The organism is Candidatus Margulisiibacteriota bacterium, assembly GCA_041650635.1.
In the GTDB taxonomy this organism is placed as follows: domain Bacteria; phylum Margulisbacteria; class WOR-1; order JAKLHX01; family JBAZKV01; genus JBAZKV01.
In genome coordinates, this window is the sequence record JBAZKV010000004.1 from 75,819 (window position 1) to 95,565 (window position 19,747).

13 protein-coding genes are annotated in these 19,747 nt (G+C 50.3%); 11 read left to right on the top strand and 2 right to left on the bottom strand.

What is annotated here, in order from left to right:
- Positions 1–18: 18 nt before the first annotated feature.
- Both pcrA and WC490_01970 read left to right on the top strand, forming a co-directional pair.
- A complete protein-coding gene (pcrA, locus tag WC490_01965) occupies positions 19–2,151 on the top strand; it encodes a DNA helicase PcrA (GenBank protein MFA5097377.1) in 2,133 nt (710 codons plus the stop codon).
- Positions 2,148–3,557 carry a transglycosylase SLT domain-containing protein gene (locus WC490_01970; protein ID MFA5097378.1) on the top strand — a complete coding sequence of 470 codons (1,410 nt, stop codon included), beginning with the start codon at positions 2,148–2,150 and terminating at the stop codon, positions 3,555–3,557. The genes pcrA and WC490_01970 overlap by 4 nt, the downstream gene beginning before the upstream one ends.
- Here WC490_01970 and WC490_01975 read toward each other — a convergent pair.
- A complete protein-coding gene (locus tag WC490_01975; GenBank protein ID MFA5097379.1) occupies positions 3,509–4,759 on the bottom strand; it encodes a hypothetical protein in 1,251 nt (416 codons plus the stop codon). The two genes, WC490_01970 and WC490_01975, sit on opposite strands and share 49 nt — an antisense overlap.
- Positions 4,760–4,828: 69 nt before the next feature.
- Here WC490_01975 and ruvB point away from each other — a divergent pair, with 69 nt between their 5' ends.
- Genes ruvB through WC490_02010 form a run of 7 tightly spaced genes read left to right on the top strand, consistent with a single transcriptional unit; the run spans position 4,829 to position 14,917 of the window.
- Positions 4,829–5,872, top strand: coding sequence for a Holliday junction branch migration DNA helicase RuvB (gene ruvB / locus WC490_01980; protein ID MFA5097380.1), 1,044 nt, complete (start codon positions 4,829–4,831; stop codon positions 5,870–5,872).
- A gap of 3 nt (positions 5,873–5,875) precedes the next feature.
- Positions 5,876–6,151: a LapA family protein gene (locus WC490_01985; protein MFA5097381.1), complete on the top strand. Its 276-nt coding sequence runs from the start codon at positions 5,876–5,878 to the stop codon at positions 6,149–6,151.
- Positions 6,152–6,210: 59 nt separating this feature from the next.
- The gene (locus WC490_01990; protein ID MFA5097382.1) at positions 6,211–10,755 is read left to right on the top strand and encodes a hypothetical protein; all 4,545 of its coding nucleotides are present in this window, start codon (positions 6,211–6,213) and stop codon (positions 10,753–10,755) included.
- 42 nt (positions 10,756–10,797) lie between these two features.
- Positions 10,798–12,549: a BamA/TamA family outer membrane protein gene (locus WC490_01995; GenBank protein ID MFA5097383.1), complete on the top strand. Its 1,752-nt coding sequence runs from the start codon at positions 10,798–10,800 to the stop codon at positions 12,547–12,549.
- The gene (gene rsmG, locus WC490_02000) at positions 12,539–13,177 is read left to right on the top strand and encodes a 16S rRNA (guanine(527)-N(7))-methyltransferase RsmG (GenBank protein MFA5097384.1); all 639 of its coding nucleotides are present in this window, start codon (positions 12,539–12,541) and stop codon (positions 13,175–13,177) included. The genes WC490_01995 and rsmG overlap by 11 nt, the downstream gene beginning before the upstream one ends.
- A 31-nt stretch (positions 13,178–13,208) precedes the next feature.
- On the top strand, positions 13,209–14,081 hold the full coding sequence (locus WC490_02005) for an AAA family ATPase (protein ID MFA5097385.1): 873 nt from the start codon (positions 13,209–13,211) through the stop codon (positions 14,079–14,081).
- Positions 14,057–14,917 carry a ParB/RepB/Spo0J family partition protein gene (locus WC490_02010; GenBank protein MFA5097386.1) on the top strand — a complete coding sequence of 287 codons (861 nt, stop codon included), beginning with the start codon at positions 14,057–14,059 and terminating at the stop codon, positions 14,915–14,917. The genes WC490_02005 and WC490_02010 overlap by 25 nt, the downstream gene beginning before the upstream one ends.
- 2 nt (positions 14,918–14,919) lie before the next feature.
- Here WC490_02010 and WC490_02015 read toward each other — a convergent pair whose 3' ends face one another.
- On the bottom strand, positions 14,920–16,128 hold the full coding sequence (locus tag WC490_02015; protein MFA5097387.1) for an MFS transporter: 1,209 nt from the start codon (positions 16,126–16,128) through the stop codon (positions 14,920–14,922).
- Between the two features lie 96 nt (positions 16,129–16,224).
- Here WC490_02015 and pgi point away from each other — a divergent pair, with 96 nt between their 5' ends.
- Both pgi and WC490_02025 read left to right on the top strand, forming a co-directional pair.
- The gene (pgi, locus tag WC490_02020; GenBank protein ID MFA5097388.1) at positions 16,225–17,847 is read left to right on the top strand and encodes a glucose-6-phosphate isomerase; all 1,623 of its coding nucleotides are present in this window, start codon (positions 16,225–16,227) and stop codon (positions 17,845–17,847) included.
- Between the two features lie 113 nt (positions 17,848–17,960).
- A complete protein-coding gene (locus WC490_02025; protein MFA5097389.1) occupies positions 17,961–19,664 on the top strand; it encodes a hypothetical protein in 1,704 nt (567 codons plus the stop codon).
- The last annotated feature ends 83 nt before the right edge of the window (positions 19,665–19,747 follow it).

Sequence of the window (19,747 nt, forward strand, 5' to 3'; positions counted from 1 at the left end):
TGCTAAAATAAAATAGCAATGTCAGTCCTCAAGTCCCTTAACCCGCAGCAAAAAGAAGCCGTTCTCTGCACAGATGGCCCTCTGCTCATTATTGCAGGAGCGGGTTCCGGCAAGACCCGCGTCCTTACGCACCGTATCGCCTACATGATAAAGGAAAAAGGCATAGCTCCTTACAGCATTCTGGCGGTCACCTTTACCAACAAAGCGGCGGATGAAATGAAGAAAAGGATAAAAAGGCTGGCAGGGCTTGCCGCAAGGGACCTGTGGGCGGGCACCTTCCATTCCATCTGCGGCAGGATACTTCGCAGGGATATAGACAAGATAGGCCGGGAGAAGAATTTTGTCATCTTTGGCCAGGATGAGCAGCTTTCGCTCATGAAGCAGGCGATAAAGGAATTGGACTTTGACGACAAAAGGTACAAACCTGCTGCCATGCTTGATTCGGTAAGCAAGGCAAAGAACGAGATGAAAGGCCCTGCGCAGTACGCTGAGAGCGCCATGGACATATGGGGGGAAAAGGCGGCCCAATGCTACGCGCTCTACCAGAAAAAACTCTTTGAGAATAACGCGCTTGATTTTGACGACATGCTCTGCTTTACGGTTGAACTTCTGCAGACTTCCAAAGAGACCCTGCGGCATTATCAGGAGAGGTTTTCTCACATAAATGTCGACGAATACCAGGATACCAATCATGTCCAATATATGCTGGCAAGGCTCCTGTCCGAAAAAAGCGGGAATATATGCGTGGTGGGGGATGATGACCAGAGCATTTACGGGTTCAGGGGAGCGGACATTAGGAACATCCTTGATTTTGAAAAGGATTATCCGGGAGCAAAAGTGATAAAGCTCGAAGAAAACTACCGCTCCACAAAGAACATACTTGATGCCGCCAACCATGTCATATCCAACAACACGGCAAGGAAGAGCAAAAAACTCTGGACGGCCTCAAAAGAAGGGCAGCGCCCGGTGCATTATCTTGCCAAGGACGAGCAGGACGAGGCCCTTTTTGTTCTGGGCCAGATACAAAAGCTAAAGACGGATAGAGAGTTGAAAGACTTTGCCGTGCTCTACAGGACCAATGCGCAGTCCCGTGTTCTTGAAGAAGCCTTTCTTCAGGCCGGAATACCCTATAGGATCATTTCCGGTTTCCGGTTCTACGAAAGAAAAGAAATAAAGGACCTGATGGCGCTTTTGCGCGTCATCTTTAATCCCAAAGACAGCTTAAGCATGTTAAGGGTGATGGGCTTTATGCTGAGCGGGGTCGGGAGGATAACTCTGGCCAAACTTGATCTTGCGGCCGCCTCAAGGAACGTTCCGCTATATGAGGTTTTAAAGAATACGGACGGCCTTGATCTTACGGCAAAGACAAAAAAAAGCCTGGCTGCTCTTATCGAAACGCTCGAGTACTTTAGAAGCCTTGCCGCAACTTCTTCGGCCTCTTCCATAATGGACAAGATAATACACCGCACAAAGTATGTGGCGGACCTGGAAGCCGAAGGAACGGAAGAAGCTCTTGCCAGGGTGGAGAACATAAAAGAATTCCTGTCGGTGGCGATAAAATTTGAACAGAACAGCGAGGACACTTCTCTGGGCGCCTTTATCTCTCAGATCTCCCTTGTCAGCGACCAGGACACATTGGATGAGGCCTCTTCTTCCGTTACAATGATGACCTTTCATGCAGCCAAAGGACTGGAATTTCCCGTGGTGTTCATGGTGGGGCTTGAAGAAGGCATTTTTCCTCATTACAGGGCGATGTTCGAGCCGAAAGAACTTGAAGAGGAAAGAAGGCTGTGCTATGTCGGCATTACCCGCGCCAGAGAGGTCCTGTATCTTACCTCGGCCAGAGAAAGGCTTTTGTTCGGCGAGAGCTGGTGTAACGGGCCTTCCAGATTTCTTGAGGAGATCCCCCCGGACCGTAAAGAAGAGCTTTCCAGCGATTGTCTGGACAACGCTCCGGAAGAGATAAAGGTGTCTTCCTGCTACGATGGGATGTATTCTGTAGGAGATCTGATAAGACATCCGAAATGGGGAAGCGGCGAGATAATGAAGGTTGACGGGGACGGGGAGGATACCATGATAGAAGTAGTGTTCTCAAATATCGGAGCCAAAACACTGATGCTTAAATATGCGCCGATAGAGAAAAGGCCGTGACGGCAAGATCAAAAAGGCGGGCTGCCGGCGTTTTTGCCTTGCTGTTTGTTGTCTTATTTCCCCAGCTGCAGGTCATGGCGAACTCTTCCCAGGAACTGAAAAAGGCTGATGACCTCATTCTTGAGAATAAACTGCAGGAAGCCGTAAACATACTTACGCCTCTAGCCAATGACAAAAAATATATCCTTTCCGACTATGCCAGGCTAAGGCTGGCCGAGGCGTTCTATATAGGCGGCAACACAGAGCAGGCCCAAAAGGAATACGCACTCCTGATAGAAGAGCATCCGGAAAGCATCCTGGCAGGATATCGGGAAGAGACAAAGAGCTCATGGGCACCGTATAAGGATGCCGGCGAAAAAGCCTGGGCAAAAGGATTTGCTCTCTACAAGAAGAAAAAATACGCGCAGGCCGTAAGCGTATTTTCGCAGGCGGAATCCCTTTACCCCGTAAGAGATTCCGGTCCCAAATGCCTTTTCTGGCAGGCCAAGAGCGCGGAAAAACTCGGCCGCAGTAAAGACGCTCTTGAACTCTACCGCAGGGCCTCCCAACGATATCCTTACACTTATTACGGATACAGGGCGCTGGCAAAGCTCAGAGAAAAGCCGGCTTCTTTTGAGCTCAGATCACAGGAAGGCGCACAAAACCTGCCGGACAATATACACATGAAAAAATTCAAAGAGCTTTTTGACGCCGGGTTTTACAAAGAAGCCGCGGAAGAGGCCGCGGCAGCAGAAAGGATAGAGGAGGATCCCGCAAAGAAAAGAGCGGCCGGGGTATGTGTTGCAAGGGCTGCGGCCGCAGGCAGAGATTGGAAGAGGGCTATCAGGGCGGTGGAAATACAGGTCCTTGACTGCATCTATTCGGGGAGCCTTGATGAGGTGGACAAAGAAAGCTGGCTGCTGTCATTTCCACGCGGATATGAAAAAGAAGTGTACTCCTTTGCGGAAAAACACGGAGTTGACCCCTATCTTATGTTCGCTCTCATCAGGGAGGAAAGCAGGTTCAATTCCAAAGGCCTTTCAAGGGCTTTTGCCAGGGGGCTGACGCAAATAATCCCAAGAACGGGAAAGCTGATAGCAAAGGCCCTTAACATCGATCCTTACCACACTCTCAGGCTTTTTGAACCGGAGCTTAATGTCGAAATGGGCGCTTACTATCTTTCGCAGATGCTTAAACTTTATTCCGGCAACGAATATCTTGCTCTTGCCGCCTACAACGGGGGTTCCGGCAGCGTAAAAAAATGGCTGAAAAGGACTGGAGCCTCGGACATAGACGAATTTGTGGAGAATATAGGATTTTCTGAGACCAGGGCATATGTAAAAAAAGTAATGAGGAGTTACTGGGAGTACAAAAGGCTTTACCGGGATGTGCAGCGTCCGGAAGAACAGTCATTAAGCGCCTCGTAGAACCTGCTAAAAAACTCCCATTCCCCGCAAAATTCTGAAAGATCAACGGTTTCTTCTAAGTAAGGTCTGATCGAAGCCCTGAAAAGCGGTTCTGCCAGGCTGAGGCTTTCTCCTATCCTGAAACCCATCCCAAGGTCCCTGTCATGGAATATTTCCGGGGCAGTTCCTAAGCGGCTTTCCAGCTCTTCCTGCGTCAGGCCCGGGTCAGACAGTCTTTTAAGCTCCTGTCCGAACAAAGAATCCGGGCCGAAATAGCCCAAGAGGAAATGAGGCAGCAGCCTCATTAGGCTGATCTCTTTATCTTCCAGCCGTATCCCTCTCATGTAATCGACAGCGGTCCTTGAGATGTCAAGGTATCTGTAAGGAGCACCCAGCGCGCTGTTTTCCGGCAGCTTTTGCGCGCTTTCAAGATCTACCAGACGCATGTTGCCTATACCCGTCATGGCAAGATTCCCGAGAGTGGCATAGCCGTGGCAGTACCCGGTTATGTCATGGAAGTCTCGCAGCAGTTTCCCGTTCTGCCTTGCAAGCTGCTCCGCGCCCAAAAGACGGGGGCCGTTAAACAGCGACATTTTCAGCAGATGGGAAAACATTCTTTCGTCCCGTTTTCTTTCCATGCCGTAGACAAGATAATAAACCGGCTCTCCCATAAAACGGAGGTCATATTCGCCAAAGCCCAGAAGCAGGTCGGTGATCTTAGGTCCGGAGGCAATGGCTGCCCGGGCTTCTTTTTCCAGTTCCCTCAGGGTAACGGTCCCGAGCGCCGACAGCTCTTCCGGCCTCTTAGGATGAGAACTGATCAGGTGTTCTCCCGGGACATCATAGTGGTATGTGCAATACCCAAGGCCCTGGCCGTAGACATCGACCACTCCCTGCAGATGCTGAGGCAGGCAGCCTTTTACCCTCAGACAATTGACCCTCAGCTCCCGGAATTCCGGTCCAACAGTTATTGAGCCCGGCAGGAACGAAAAAACCCCGGATCTTAGCGGGATGGTCCTGCTGCGTTCATCAAGCTCCCTGCAAGCCGCAGGGAAAGGGGTCCCGAGTTCAACGAGCCTTTTTCGGGACAAACTGTCCAGTTTATCCACGAAGGGCACGAATTCGCCGAATACGGACACGGCTCCGCCGGACCTTTCAAAGCGGCGCAGCTGCTGCACAGGCCTTCCGAGCTCCAGGGCTGTTCTCATATTAAGGCTGTTCATGAAATCTTCCCGAACATTTATCGTCCGCAGAGGATGCCAATTTCAACCCGATATGATAAAATTCTTCCTATGAACGAGGGAACACAGGACAGGATCACCTCGCTGGACAAAAGAGAAGAAGACTCCTCCTTTAACGGCCTGCGCCCAAGGCGGTTCGAAAATTTTGTCGGCCAGCAAAAGATCAAAAATAATATCCGTATACTGATAGACGCCGCAAAGAAAAGAGGGGAGCACCTGGAGCACATCCTGCTTTACGGCCCTCCGGGACTGGGCAAGACCACTCTCTCAAGCATTATTGCAGCCGAAATGGGGGTAGGAATAAAGACCGCTTCCGGCCCGACCATAGAAAGGGCGGGAGATCTGGCCGCCATACTTACCAACCTTAACGAGAATGAGATCCTTTTTATCGATGAGATCCACAGGCTTAACCATGTGGTGGAAGAGATCCTCTATCCCGCGATGGAGGATTTTGGCCTTGACATAGTCATTGGGAAAGGACCTGCCGCAAGGTCCATCAGGCTTGACCTTCCCAAGTTCACTCTTGTGGGCGCCACAACCAGGGCCGGATTATTGACCAGCCCTTTAAGGGACAGGTTCGGGTTTATCGGCAGGCTGGAATTTTATTCTAACGAAGAACTGATGGAAATAATCGGAGCGGCTGCAGGCGTTCTGGGTATAGAGATCGGCAAAGAAGGCGCTCTTGCCATTGCCAGGCGCTCCAGAGGCACTCCAAGGATAGCCAACAGGCTGCTGCGCAGGGTCAGGGACTGGAGCCAGGTTAAGTCAAAAGGCCCGGTAACGGAGGAAGTCGCAAAACAGGCGCTCAAAAACCTTGAAATAGACGACATAGGACTGGACAGCATAGACAAAAAGATCATTCTTACCATTGCCGACAAATTCCAGGGCGGTCCGGTAGGCATTGAGACCATCTCGGCCTCTATCAGCGAGGACCCAGGGACAGTGGAAGATGTTTACGAGCCGTATCTGCTTCAGATTGGTTTTTTGGACAGGACTCCCCGCGGAAGAGTTTTGACAAGGCCGGCCTACGAGCATTTTGGGCGCAGCATTCCCAAAAGCATGGAGGAGCTTGGCCGGCAGGAAAGGCTTTTATAGAGCATGTGGTTCAATATCTTTGTGATCCTGACGGTATCTTTGGGTGTAACGGCTTTTGCCGTTGCCAACTCAACTCCCGTTAGCGTTAATCTGATCTTCTGGCAGAGCCGGCAGATGTCTCTTTCCATAGTCATACTTGTTTCAGTTCTCACGGGTTTTTCCTTTGCAGGGCTTTTGGCGCTTTACCAGAAGATAAAAGACCTGCTGAAGATGGCGGACCTGGAAGCAAAGTTAAGGAGAGCCCAGCAACAGAACAACGAAAAAGAGGCTGCCGGCTAGGCTTTCTTCCCTCCAAAATATATCAGTATTCCTGTTCATAGGTGATATAATTTTCTAAAATGGGATATTATGTCAAAAGAACAACGGCGGTCTTTGCGATGCTGTCAATATATCTCCTCGTCAGCGGGTTCTCGCTTTTTACCAAAGAAACACCCGTCCATGTTTTTATTAAGGACGAAATAATAAGACAGTCCTCTGCCATGCTGGGCAGAAAGGTCTATGTTGGCAGGGCCTATGGAGGGCTGCTGAATTCCGTAACCCTGGAAGACATAAGGGTCCCGGGCGATGGCTTGGCAAATAGCAGGGATATCATCAGGATCAAGAAAGCGGTGGTCAAATATAATCTGATGAAAGCCGCTTTTGCCAGGGATGTAATACCTTCCATTTACAGGATCGATATATCAGGCCCGGAAGTCTTACTTGAGAGGGACAAAAATGGCATTTGGAACCTTGCAAGACTTGCGGCAGGGGAGAAAGGCGGCGGAGCCCCGCCGGTCTTCAGGTCAAGGATCCAAATTAATAACGGGACCCTGGATTATCTTGATTCTTTAGGTTACGGGCAGCCTCTTGCAAAACCGTTCAGGCAGGTCTTTACAGAAGTTTCCGCCTATTTTGACCTGCGAAAGAAAGATGTGATCGCCTTCAATGCTTCCGGCGTGTCGGGGAAAGCTCAGGCAAGGGCGCAGGGAAAGGTCAATCTTGCTTTCAAACAAAAAGGTCTCGGGGAAACGGTCAAGGCGCAGGTCAAGGTAAAGGCAGCAAAACTTCCCCTGCGCGATTGGATCCTTCTTATCGGCATCCCCGGCCTGATTTCACTTGACCTTGACGGCTTTGCAGATGTTGACCTCTCGACTTCAACGCCTCCTTCGGCTTTTGTCCAGGGAGAGGTCCGCATCGCCGGAGGAAAGATCTACGGAAGAGAGTTTGGCGGAGGAATAAAGGTTGACCTGAAGGACGGCAGGACAAAGCTTGATCTGGACCGGGCGGTCTTTTGCGGAGGGAGAATAAGAGGCGGGGCTGTTTTTGACCTTAACAGAAAAGGGATAGCCTTAAAGTCCGATATCAGGACCTATGGAACAGACCTTTCTATGCTGGCTGCCGGCGCTTCCGGAAGGGCCACTGCAGCGATAAGCATGGAAGGCATTATGACAGATCTTGGCATACAGGCGAACTTTGATCTTGCCGGCGCGGACTTTGACGGTATCAGACCTGAAAAAATATCACTTTCCGGAAGACTGAAGGAGGATTCGCTGGCAGTTGATTACTTTGCGGCATCAAACAAGAAAAGCAAAGTTGAGCTGACGGGTCTTTTAAGGAATGTGTCCGGAGCAGGCTTTATCTTAGAACCCTTTGCCAGCATCGACCTTTCGGGGCAGATGGAGCTCAGCGGCGAAAAGATATTCGGACAAAGCATACGGTCCGCCAGAGGTTCTTTTGCTGTTGAAAAGGGGTCCCTTTTCCTTAATCAGATCTCCGTTATATCCGGAGCATCGGACCTTACGGTTTCGGGAAAGTTTGGCCCGGGCAGGGAGACCGATATCGCCCTTCATTCCAGAGCTTTTGATATGGAAGACCTGTCTTTCCTGAAAAGGCATCTGCCAAAGGACCTTGGGGCGGTAACGGGACGGGGCTCCCTTGAGGCAAGGATCTCGGGAATGTCTCCAAAGAGCTTTGGACGGGACTTTTTTAAGAACATCGAAGCTTACAGCGGATTTGCGGTTTTCAGGGCAGAAAAAATAGGGCTCGCCCGTCAGGAGATAGAAAGCGCCTCGGCCGCCATTAGCCTGGAAAGAGGCAGGATAAAGATCAATTCAACTCAGGTCAGGACAAGGAATTCTTCCGTCAGTTTTGAAGGAGAGGCTGATCGAAGGGGTCTGGACCTTTCCGCAAAAGGGGTCCTTGAGCTTGCCGATCTTAGGCCGATCACGCAAAAATATGCCAGGATACTCGGGCGCATTTCTTTTTCTGCCAGAGCAAAAGGGCCGCTGCAAAAACCTCATTTAAGCTCCGCCTTTATTGCCGATCGGCCCTCGTACAATGATATAAAGATCGACCGGCTTTCGGGAAATGTTTTTTATGAAGGAGGCCGTTTTGGCACCGAAAAGGACCTTGAGCTTGCCCAGTCCGGGGAAACCTATCAGATATCCGCATTTGCAGACCTTTCAGGTCCCGATCCGGAGTTTAAAGGAAGACTGTACACGACCAGAGGCGGGCTTGGTTCGGCAGTGTCCATGGCAGACATGGCCTATGTCGAACTGATAGAAAGAAAAGGGCTGGCCGCCGACAATCCGACAGTAAGGATCCGCAGGGAAAGGCTGGAGCTTCCCAAACTGTTCAATTACAGGACACAGGAAGGGTTTAAACTGTATTCCGATAAAAATTCTTATCTTGCCGCTTGGGCGGCCTCGGTAAAAGGCGCTGAGGTTTCGGGAAAGGATGCCGGATATCTTCTGGGACAGGCGCAGGGAGCTTTGGGCGCAGATATTACTTTTGAACTAAAAGGCGGCCGCGCCAGGGCTGCGGCCGGGGTCAAGGTGTCGGAAGGAAGGATAGGCTCATACGGCTTTGACGGCATCGAGTTGTCGGTTTCTTTTGACGGGGACAGGATAACACTTCACATGCTTTTGCTGGAAAAAGGCCGAGGAAGTCTCTCGGCATCCGGCAAAGCCGACATCTTAGGCGAAACGGACATATCTGCCTCAATAAACAAACTCGAGTTAAGCGGTATCGAAACGGTGATAGGCGCCGGGTTTCCCATAGAGGGATCGCTGAGCGGTTCTTTAAAGGCTTATGGAAAAACTTCCTATCCTTTGGCAGCGGCCGAACTATCGCTTTCGGATGCCGGCTTCGGAGGGCTTGCGCTAAAGGAGGCGCTCGGTAGTTTTGCCATATCAAAAGACCTGTTAGAGATAAAGAGCCTCGAAATAGGCTCCGGCAAACAGGCGACAATGATAAAAGGCTCTCTTCCTTTTAACAGGAAGAGCGACATAGACCTTAAGGTGAAACTGAGCGGGGAAAGCACCGGACTTATCGCCTCTTTCATCAAAGGCGCTTCCTGGGGCGGAGGCTCGGGGTCCGTTGAAGTTTCGGTTTCGGGAAAGATAAGCTATCCCAGGGTCAACGGCAGGATAGTCCTTGATGATGCGGTCATAAACATGGACGGCATAAGGTCCACGCTGTACGGCCTTGACGCGGAGTTAACGGCCGACAACAATCTTTTTAAGGTAAAAAAATTCCTGGGCATCATCCAGGGGGATATCACCAAGGGAGAGGCTTCCCCCTTTTCCTTTGCCGGATCGGCGGATCTTAGGAACACTTTCAAAGGGGCGCCTCATGCGGATGTTGCGCTTGTAATGGCGGACAGCGATGTCAATTTTACTCTGCCGGGACTGTATTCGGGAGGCATAAAGATCGAGGGCGCAGGCCTTAAGGGAAGGGTCTATTTTGCCCGCGGCGAGGCATATAAGAACAAAGCCCTTCTAAAAGGCAGGGTCCTTTTGCACGACGGGTCCCTGTTCCTTCCCGGCGGCTCATCGCAGGACCAGCCGTCATTTTCGCCGATAGGACTTCAGCTCGTATTGGGTATGGCAAAGAACGTGAGCATACTGCAGGGACAGGACGACAGGCTTATCTCTACGGAGATGACCAAGCTCAATGCCCAGATAGAAGCTGACGGGCTTATTGTAAAAGGCGATATCTTTTCCCCTGTCATAGAAGGGGATGTTCGGATAAAAAGCGGCAGCCTGAACATACTCGGCAGGGACTTTGAGGTCCTTTCCAAACTTGATCAGGAAAAATACTTTGCGTCAAACCCGGGCATGGTGCAGGACAACACCGCCGCCTTTTTAGGCACAGAGAATTACGGCGCCGTCCCCGTGATAAACGCCACCGCGCTAAGCGAGGTCTATGAAGTAAAAGAAGATACGGCCTCATATCTGTCGGGAACAAGCGCCCCTAAAACCTCAAAGCAAAAGGTCTATATAATCACGCGGGTCTCCGGCATGCCCGGGGTGATAGAAAGAGGCAAGGCCCTGTCGATAAACTTCTATCCTTTTATCGAGGATACAACTAAGGCCCCGGCCCAGTTTACTGCAGCTCCTTATGATGAGAACAGGGTAAGGATAATGCTTCTGCCTGATTTTGTTAAGGATACTCTGGGCTTTTCCAAGGGTACAGGCGCCGAATTTGATGCCAACGCGGTGCTCGTCAACTATATAAACACCAGGCTGGACACTATGATCTCTAAAACCGTGAGCAGCAGGATAGAAAGAGCCCTGGGGCTGGAGAGCTTTACCGTTTCATATAACTTTGGCAGGGACCTTGAAAGACTTCTTCCCACAAGGGGAGGAGGAATGGCCTATGCCGAAAAACCGCAGCTGGGTATCGGCTTTGCCAAGAACCTCTTTGACAGATTCTATATCCAGATGCGCTACTCGCAGACCATACAGCAGATCGATGTGCTCAACCCGACCTCTTTGAACTATCAGCTGACCTATAAGCTGAGCCCGTTCTGGGCTCTTGTGTATTACAGAGAGCCGATGACTTTTCAGGAACAGCGCAGCGATTACTACAAGGCAGTTATACAGGCGCTGTACCGGCTGTAGCCGTTGTACGGCCCGGTTTTATGGGGTAAAATGGGTGGGTAAATGATAAAAAAAGCGTTCGCGGTAGCGTTCATCGTTTGTCTGTGCCAGGCAGGCAATGCCGAGCTTGAATTCAAGCTGGATACTTCCATAAAAGAATCCTTGAAAGACATCAAGGTTTTGCCGGCGGTCAGGCAGAAGCCATCGGTCCTTCCCTCAACAATTTCCGGCATCGATATAAAAGGCAACAACAGGATATCTTCGGACAGGATACTGGAGGCCGTAAAAAGCAGGATAGGGGACAGTCTTTCACAGGAAAAAGTCGCTATGGACATAAAAGCCATTTCTTCCCTGGGGCTGTTCGAAGATGTGCGCTCGGATTTTATTAAAGAAAAGGCCGGGACGCGGCTCGTGTTCACGATCAAAGAGAACCCGGTAATAAAGGACATAACCTTTGAAGGGACAACGGTCTATAAAAAGGAACAGCTTACCTCTGTTATGGTCTCAAAACAGGGGCAGATGCTTAACTTTAAGAACGTTCAGGAGGACATAAAGGCTATAGAAGAACTGTACCACAAGGACGGCTACATCCTTCAGAGAGTGGTGGATGTGGTAACCGACCCCAAGACCGGCGTACTCAAGGTGAAGATGGTTGAGGGCGTTGTGGAGGCAATTGCCATTGACGGAAATGATGTGACAAGAGAGTATGTCATAACAAGAGAGCTGCGCACAAAGCCCGGAACAGTTCTGAACGAAAAAGTCCTTTCGAAGGACCTTAGAAGGGTCTTTAATCTTGGCTTCTTTTCCAATGTGACCCCCAATTTTGACGCCGGCAGCGAGGCTGATAAAGTGATACTGATACTCAATGTCAAGGAATCCAAGACCAACACAATAAACTTTGGCGGAGGCTACGGGGAGAGGGAAGGCTGGTTCGGATTTGTTGACCTTGCCGCAGAGAACCTTTTTGGCACCGGTCAGGGGGCGATGCTGAGGGGACAGGCCGGACAAACGCAGTCCACCTACCAGTTGAGGTACACCTATCCGTGGCTGTTCCCGGAAAAGCTGGGAGAAAGGGTCTCTTTTACTGTTAGAAGATGGCTGACGGAAGGTAAAAATGTCTATCTTCTGGAGACCCCGGAAAGGGAAGGAAGATATAACGGCTGGGACTTTTCTTTGAGCAAACCGCTGAATGACGAATGGAATGCGTCGGTCACGGTAGGCACCGAAAGGGTGACCCCGACGGGAACCGCCACCTTTGAACCCTATGACCAGACCACCGTTGCGCTGTCCGCGGCATTTGACACCAGGGACAACTGGATGAACCCCACTACCGGGAAGTATTATGTCTTTGCCTACAAACAGGGCTGGAAGTACGCATCCGTCCAGACAGATTTCGGAAAAGCCTCCGTGGACTTTAACCAGTTCCTAAAACTTGCGGAAAACCATGTCCTGGCAGGGCATCTGGGCGGCGGATTGGGAGTTGGGGATGTGCCCGTCGGAGAGATCTACTATGTGGGCGGCGCCAACACCGTCAGAGGCTATGAGCCTTCACAGGCAAAGATCGGGAAAAGAAAAGTGCTTTTGAACATAGAATACAGGCTGACCTTCAACGACATGTTCCAGGGTGTCCTGTTCTTTGATTCAGGGGATGCCTGGAACGACGGCGGCTTTGTCCCGTCCAATTTCATCTCCGGCAAGGGGTTCGGCATCAGGCTTAACACCCCGATGGGGCCCATCAGATTGGATTACGGCATAGGGGACCACAGGACCTTTGGCGAGGGAGTCCTGCATTTTTCGATCGGCCATGCGTTTTGACCTCTTTGCAGAACAGCTTCTTGAATGGAACAAGAAATTCAATCTGACCTCTATAATTGAACCCGAGGATATCAGAATAAAGCATTTTGAGGACTCACTGGCACTTTCAAAGGCCTTTGATTTTTCCAGCGGATCGCCTAAGGTCATAGACATAGGTTCCGGGGCGGGATTCCCAGGGCTGCCTCTCAAGATGGCATTTCCCAATATCATACTTACTCTTTTGGAAGCGACAAAGAAGAAGACAGAGTTCTTGAAGCATGCGTCCGCTGTTCTGGGACTGGACAATGTAGAGGTGGTCTGGGGCAGAGCAGAGGACTATGCAAGGCAAAGACGGGAGATTTTTGATGTTGCGGCCTGCAGGGCTCTGGGTCCTTTGAGGACAGCCGTTGAACTCTGCCTGCCGTTCGTGAGGCCCGGCGGAGTATTTCTTGCAATGAAAGGGCCCTGCGCACAGCAGGAGATAAAGGAAGCGCAAAAGGCGATTAAACTGCTTGGCGGCAGCATCAAAGAGGTCATATCGTACCGGATAAAAGACAATGACAGAGCGATAATAGCCATAAAAAAGACGGGCAAAACTCCGGAGAGATATCCCAGGAGAGCGGGCATCCCAAAAAAAGACCCGCTGTAAATAGACTCCTGATTTTGTTATAATTACAAAAATGTCCAAGATATACTGCATCTGCAACCAAAAAGGCGGCGTGGGCAAAACGACCACCGCTGTGAACCTTGCGGCTTTTCTTTCGGTAAGAGGCAAGAAGATCCTTCTTGTCGACCTTGACCCGCAGGCCAATGCCACTTCGGGCCTGGGGCTATCAGGCGAAAAGTTTGAAAGCACAATGTACGATGTCCTCATAGACGGAGCCGAGATGTCAGGCACAATAGTCAAGACCAAGATGGAGAACCTTGACCTTGCTCCTTCAATTGAAGACCTGGCCGGAGCCGACATAGAACTGGTGGGGGAGATGGCAAGGGAGTTCAAGCTCCGGGAAGCGCTCAAAAAGATCAGGGGAATGTACGACTTCATAATAATAGACACGCCGCCTTCCCTGTCGCTGCTTACGGTGAACGCCCTTTCCGCGTCGGACGAGGTCATCATTCCCATACAGACCGAATACTATGCGCTCGAAGGCCTTTCCCAGCTGGTCAAGACGATAGACTTAATAAGGACCAACCTAAACAAAAAGCTAAAGATAGGCGGGATCGTGCTTACGATGTATGACAGCAGACTGGTCTTAAGCCACCAGGTAAAGGATGAAGTTGAGGAACATTTTGGAGAAGTAGTGTTCAAGACCCCGGTGCCGAGAAATGTGCGCCTCAGCGAAGCTCCCTCGCACGGAATGCCCATTCTTTATTATGACCCCACCTCTTCCGGTTCCGTAGCCTACGAAGCCCTTGCTGGAGAGATAATTGAAAAGAACGAGTCCAAAGAAGACCATGCTCAGATGAAACTGGCTCCCGAAGAAGAGGCACCGGCGCAGGAGATCCCCATACAGCAAGGAGAAGAGATATGCCAGCAGCAAAGCGCGGTCTAGGCAAAGGGCTGGGGGCTCTGATACACGCTGTCCCGGAAGAAGAATCGGAAGAAGTCCTTCCTCTTACGGCCGGCAGGACGATAATGAACGTCGATGTCTCAAAAATAGTGCCAAATATCAGGCAGCCGAGAAAGTTCTTTAAGGACAGTGCGATAAGCGAGCTCTCGCTCTCTATCAAGGAGCAGGGGCTGGCCCAGCCCATTCTGGTGCGCCACAAGGGCGGAAGGTACGAGATAGTTGCAGGGGAAAGGCGCTGGCGGGCGGCAAAGCTGGCCGGCCTTTCCACTATTCCCGCCATAGTCAAAGATTATTCGGATGTGCAGTCCCTGGAGCTGGCGCTGGTGGAGAACCTCCAGAGGGAGGACCTCAACCCGATAGAATCCGCGCAGGCCTTTAAGCTGCTCAGCGAGGATTTTAACCTGACCCATGAAGAAATAGCCAAAAAAGTGGGCAAGGACAGATCTACCATCTCAAATACTCTGCGCCTTCTTGACCTGCCCAAAGAGATACAGGATTCCATCTTCAGGGGCGAGATAACTGCCGGGCACGCACGGCCTCTTCTTTCTATAAAAGGGCGCGACAAACAGATAGAAGCGTGGAAACAGATATTAAAAGGGAACCTTAATGTGAGGGCGGCTGAAGGAAAAGCACAAGGCACAAAGCACAAGATCCAAAAACATCAAAACAAAGACCCGTATCTGGCGGAATTTTCGGAAAAGTTGACCGAAGAGTTTGGGACAAAGGTTGAAATACACGGCAACGCCAAAAAAGGAAAGATCCTCATCAATTATTATTCACAGGAAGATCTTGAAAGAATAATGGAAGAGATTGCTTAAATTTAGATAAACAGTATCAGAAGGACCGCAGACACAGCTGCCAGACTGCCGCCAAAAGAGAACGCTATGGTTGGTCCGAATGTCTGCCAGAGAAGCCCCATGATAACGCTCGAGAAAAATGCGGAAAATCCTATCATCGTATTGTAGATGCCATAAGCCGTTGCTCTAACATTCGCAGGGATGCTGTCGGCTATCAAGGCCCTGGAAGTGCCTTCGATTATTCCGTAATAAGCTCCGTAAAGAGCAAAGAGCGCCCAGATATGCCAGGCCTGCGATGATCTTCCAAAACCAAAATATACAAGGCTGTAAACGATCAGTCCCGTGACGATCACTTTTTTTCTGCCCACGATATCCGATATCTTTCCCGCCGGAAGACAAAATGCGGTATAGACGCCGTTGAACATCATCCATAAAAGAGGGATAAAATACAACGAGATGTTGAAATCTTGAGCTCTTAATATTAAAAAAGCGTCCGACGAATTTCCCAGGGTGAAAAGGGTGTATATCAACATAAACGCGAGGAAGTTTTTATTGAGGAGGGGTTTTAGATTTAATTTTGATTGTTTTGCAGGGATGTGTCGCGACACGTCCCTACCATTATTGTTTTCTTTTACAAACAAAATAAGGATAATGACGGCGATCGCGGCCGGTATAGCAGACAACAAAAATATGATCCTGTAGGGGCTTGCAGCCGCAAGCCCCGCCCCTGTAAACCCACCCAACAAGGGCATCAAAATAAACGCGATCGCCGGTCCCGCCATAGCCCCGGCGCTGTCAAGCGCCCGGTGAAAACCAAATGATTTGCCTCTGTCGCAGGACTCGCAGGATTCAGCTATCAGAGCGTCTCTTGGCGAAGATCGAAGGCCTTTTCCAAGTCTGTCAAGAAACCTAAGACCGAGAACATGCCAACCTGCGGCGGAGATGGCAAGAAAAGGTTTTGCCAGAGTAGAAAGGCTGTAGCCAAAGACAACGATCTCTTTTCTTTTTCCCAACTTATCCGAAAGCCAGCCCGATACCAGCTTTATAAGACTTGCCGTTGCCTCCGCAATGCCTTCTATAAGTCCTATGAACGCCTTGTTAACTCCAAGAACGGATGAAAGGAATACCGGAAGGATAGGGTATATCATTTCGGAGCCGACATCCGTAAAAAAGCTGGTTATGCCCATCCAGAAGACATTTTTGTCAAAACCGAGGATCTTTGAGGATTTCATAACAAAAGGATTATATCATTTTGGCCGAATGGCGGATGAAAAACGTCTCTAAAAATGAGAAAATAAGTATATAAGCAGCAGTCAGGAGAAATATAAATGCCGTCATCATCAAACGACTTAAAAAGCTGGAAAGCCTTGCGGAACTCTTCAGAAAATTTTGTTCCAGATCTTAAGGGCTGGTTTGAAAAGGACTCCAAAAGGGCAGAGAGGTTTTCTATTGATTCCGCACATATATTTTATGATTACTCAAGGCAGCTGATAGACAAAAGTATATTTTCCCTTCTAATAAAACTGGCGGAAGAATCGGGGCTCCGAAACAAGATCGAAGACATGTTCTGCGGGAAGAAGATCAATATCACGGAAGACAGGTCGGTTCTTCATGCTGCGCTTCGGAATATTTCCGGCGCCCCTGTTTTAGTTGACGGCAAAGACGTAATGCCGGGAGTTAATTCTGTTCTTGAAAAGATAAAGGTTTTTTCCGGTGAGATCCATTCCGGTAAAAGAAAAGGCGTCACCGGCAAAAAACTGACAACGATAGTGTCCGTAGGCATAGGCGGTTCCTATCTTGGCCCCGAATATCTGGCGGAATCCTGCAGACCGTACGCAAAAGAGGGGATGAGGCTGATCTTTATCGCAAACGTGGACGGAGCTGATTTTACGGTAAAAACGACCGGAATTAATCCTGAAGAGACCCTTTTTGTCATTGTGTCCAAGACCTTTACCACGGCAGAGACCATGAAGAACGCCGGAACCGCAAAAGAATGGATGCAAAATAAGCTGGGGGACTCTCCGGATGTGATCAAAAAACACTTCATAGCGGTTTCAACAGCTAAGGATAAGGTCAAGGCTTTTGGGATAGACACGGAGAACATGTTCGCATTCTGGGGCTGGGTCGGCGGCAGGTTCAGCGCGACTTCGGCGGTAGGCGGGGTGCCTCTATCGCTTTATCTGGGCTTTGATAATTTTAGGAAGGTCCTCGAGGGAGCACGCTGGATGGACGAGCATTTCAGAAAAGAGCCTTTTGAAAAAAATATACCTGTAGTTTGCGCGCTCCTTGACATTTGGAACATAAATTTTTTGGGTCTAAAGAGCAGGGCGCTGCTTCCTTACAGCCAGCTGCTTGGAAAACTTCCTGCTCACACGCAGCAGGTGGAGATGGAAAGCAACGGCAAAAGCGTTGATATAGAAGGCAAAGAACTGGGCTTTGACACGGGAGAGGTGGTGTTTGGCGAGCCGGGTACCAACGGCCAGCATTCCTTTTACCAGTTGATACACCAGGGAACGCAGGTGATCCCGTGCGATTTTATCGGTTTTGTCAAGCCGCAGTACGAGGTGGGAGTTTCATCTTTGACCGAGGTCAGCCACCATGAAGAACTTATGACGAACTTTTTTGCCCAGCCGGACGCTCTTGCCTTTGGCAAGGATGACGAGCTTCCGCAAAAAAGGTTCTCCGGCAACAGGCCTTCCAGTTCGCTCCTGCTTAAGGAGTTGACCCCATTTACGGCCGGGGCACTGCTTGCCTTAACGGAGCACCGCGCAGCGGCCAAGGGCTTTATCTGGGGTATCAACAGTTTTGACCAGTTCGGGGTTGAGCTCGGGAAAAAGTTGGGGATCAAGATAAGAGAAGAAATGCTTAAAAAACACAAAGACAGCGCCTACAAATTTGACACCGGAAATTCCTCAACAGATGAGATGATGGAGCTGTTCTTCAAAGGCTGAGTTTTGTCCCAAGACAAATTACTTCATATCCGCCAGTATCTTGAAATCGGTCCGTATTCCTATCGATAGATGCAGTGATGATGCTTTAAAATCACCCGATAAGGAGGTTCCCGATGTCTAATTTCAGCATAAATCCGAACTGTCCGGCTTCTGTCATGAAAGGGCGGCTGGCCTCTACAAATGCCCGCCATCTTATGGCAAGAGTGGGTGTGGATGTGATAAGAGAGTTTGGTCCCTCTGTCTGCAGCGATCCAATGTCCCAGCGGGGTTTCTATTCAAAGGTGGTGGAATTGGGATACGACTCTATCTGCCGCAGAGGTCTGGATCCGGTCCTGGCAATGGAGCTGGACACCATAGCTGCCGCTGACCGGGAACTTTTTACGGGGTTCGGCAATGTTTCAAGGCATAACATCCTCGGGCTAGGGTTGTCGGTATATCCGGGTCTTTCCTCTCTTTCCAGGGCGGGAGCTTTGTTCCATGAACAAAGAGAAAGGGCGATGCAGGTGGCCTCTCTTCTAGAACAAAACTTCAGGACGCCTTTAGGTGATCCAAGCCCTGTAAGCCTGCTCGAGGACAACCCGGAATGGGCAACGGAGCAGCCGGATATAAGGAATATAAGAGGGAACATTGCCGGCGCAGTGTCTCAGGCCTTGGAAGAAGCTTATGCCATAGAGGATTTTCTGCTGGACGCAGGAGCTAAGGGCATCACTAATGTTGTGGTGTTCGGTATCGGCGCAAACGATATGTACCTGAAAGACCTCCCAATGCTTATCAACTCGGACGGGAACTCAAGGCGGAGGCTGTTCTCGGTATTTGAGCCCGGACAACTGTCGGAGCTGCCGGACGAACTTACGGCGGACAACACTTTGTTCATAGCCATCTCAAGAGGCGGAGGAACTCAAGAAACTCTAAAATCCATGGAATTTGCCTACCAACAGGGCAGAATGCGGCATCTGGTCACCTATGCCAACAAAGGGCCCGTAAAAGAATTTGCGGAAAGCAGGGGAGGCATGCTCCTTGGCCTGGAAAACTCGATAGGCGGAAGATACATGTGGGCAAAAGGCAAAATTGTACTGGTGCCGCTGGCGCTGACCGCTTCCCGGGAGGCTTTTGAGCAGTACACAGATGCCATGACAGAGTTTGACTCTGCCTTTTGGCCGGTCGGAGAGGACCGCACCATATTGGACCTGGCCTCCCATATGCATCTTTACATGTCCGCATACAATATCCCGGGTATCTTTGCCTGCAGCAACGGTCCGGTCCTGGATGCCGGGCTGCGCCAGTTTTTCCAGCTTCACAATGAGGCTGTAGGAAAGATAACCAACCATACGATAGCGTACGGGGCGGGGATGGAAATGCTGCCCTTTGCCCACGCGGGAGCGGACGGACTGCTGGGCGCGGCAATTTCCGCTCAGGTCTACGGGGCGTTCATTTTTGACACAAAGTACGAGCCAAAAACTCAGGCCCTGACACCACAGGACCTTGTAGGTGCCGATCTTGCACACGAAGGGCTGACCCCGGAACTGCTGAGAATGGCCTGCGTTTTTCCCAACCAGGCAAAGTTCACCTACGCGGGGGCTCCAAATTTTATGATAACAATGGACGGGGTCAACTACAGGAACCTGGCTTTGATGACGGCTTTTTACCAGAACCTGATGTATCCGTACCTGATAATGAACGGGACCAACCCTGACTCCAATCCCAATGTGGCAATGGTAAGAAGCTCTACCTCAGGATTGATAACAGGACTGCTTGAGCAAGAAGAAAAGCCGCCTATAGAAGTAATAGAAGAGCTGGTCCCGGGCACTATGAGGTGATCAAGACCTCTTTGGCAGAGAAACCGAGAAAACAGACCCTTTGCCGGGAGTGCTTTCCACTTTGATATTGCCTCCGTGGGCCT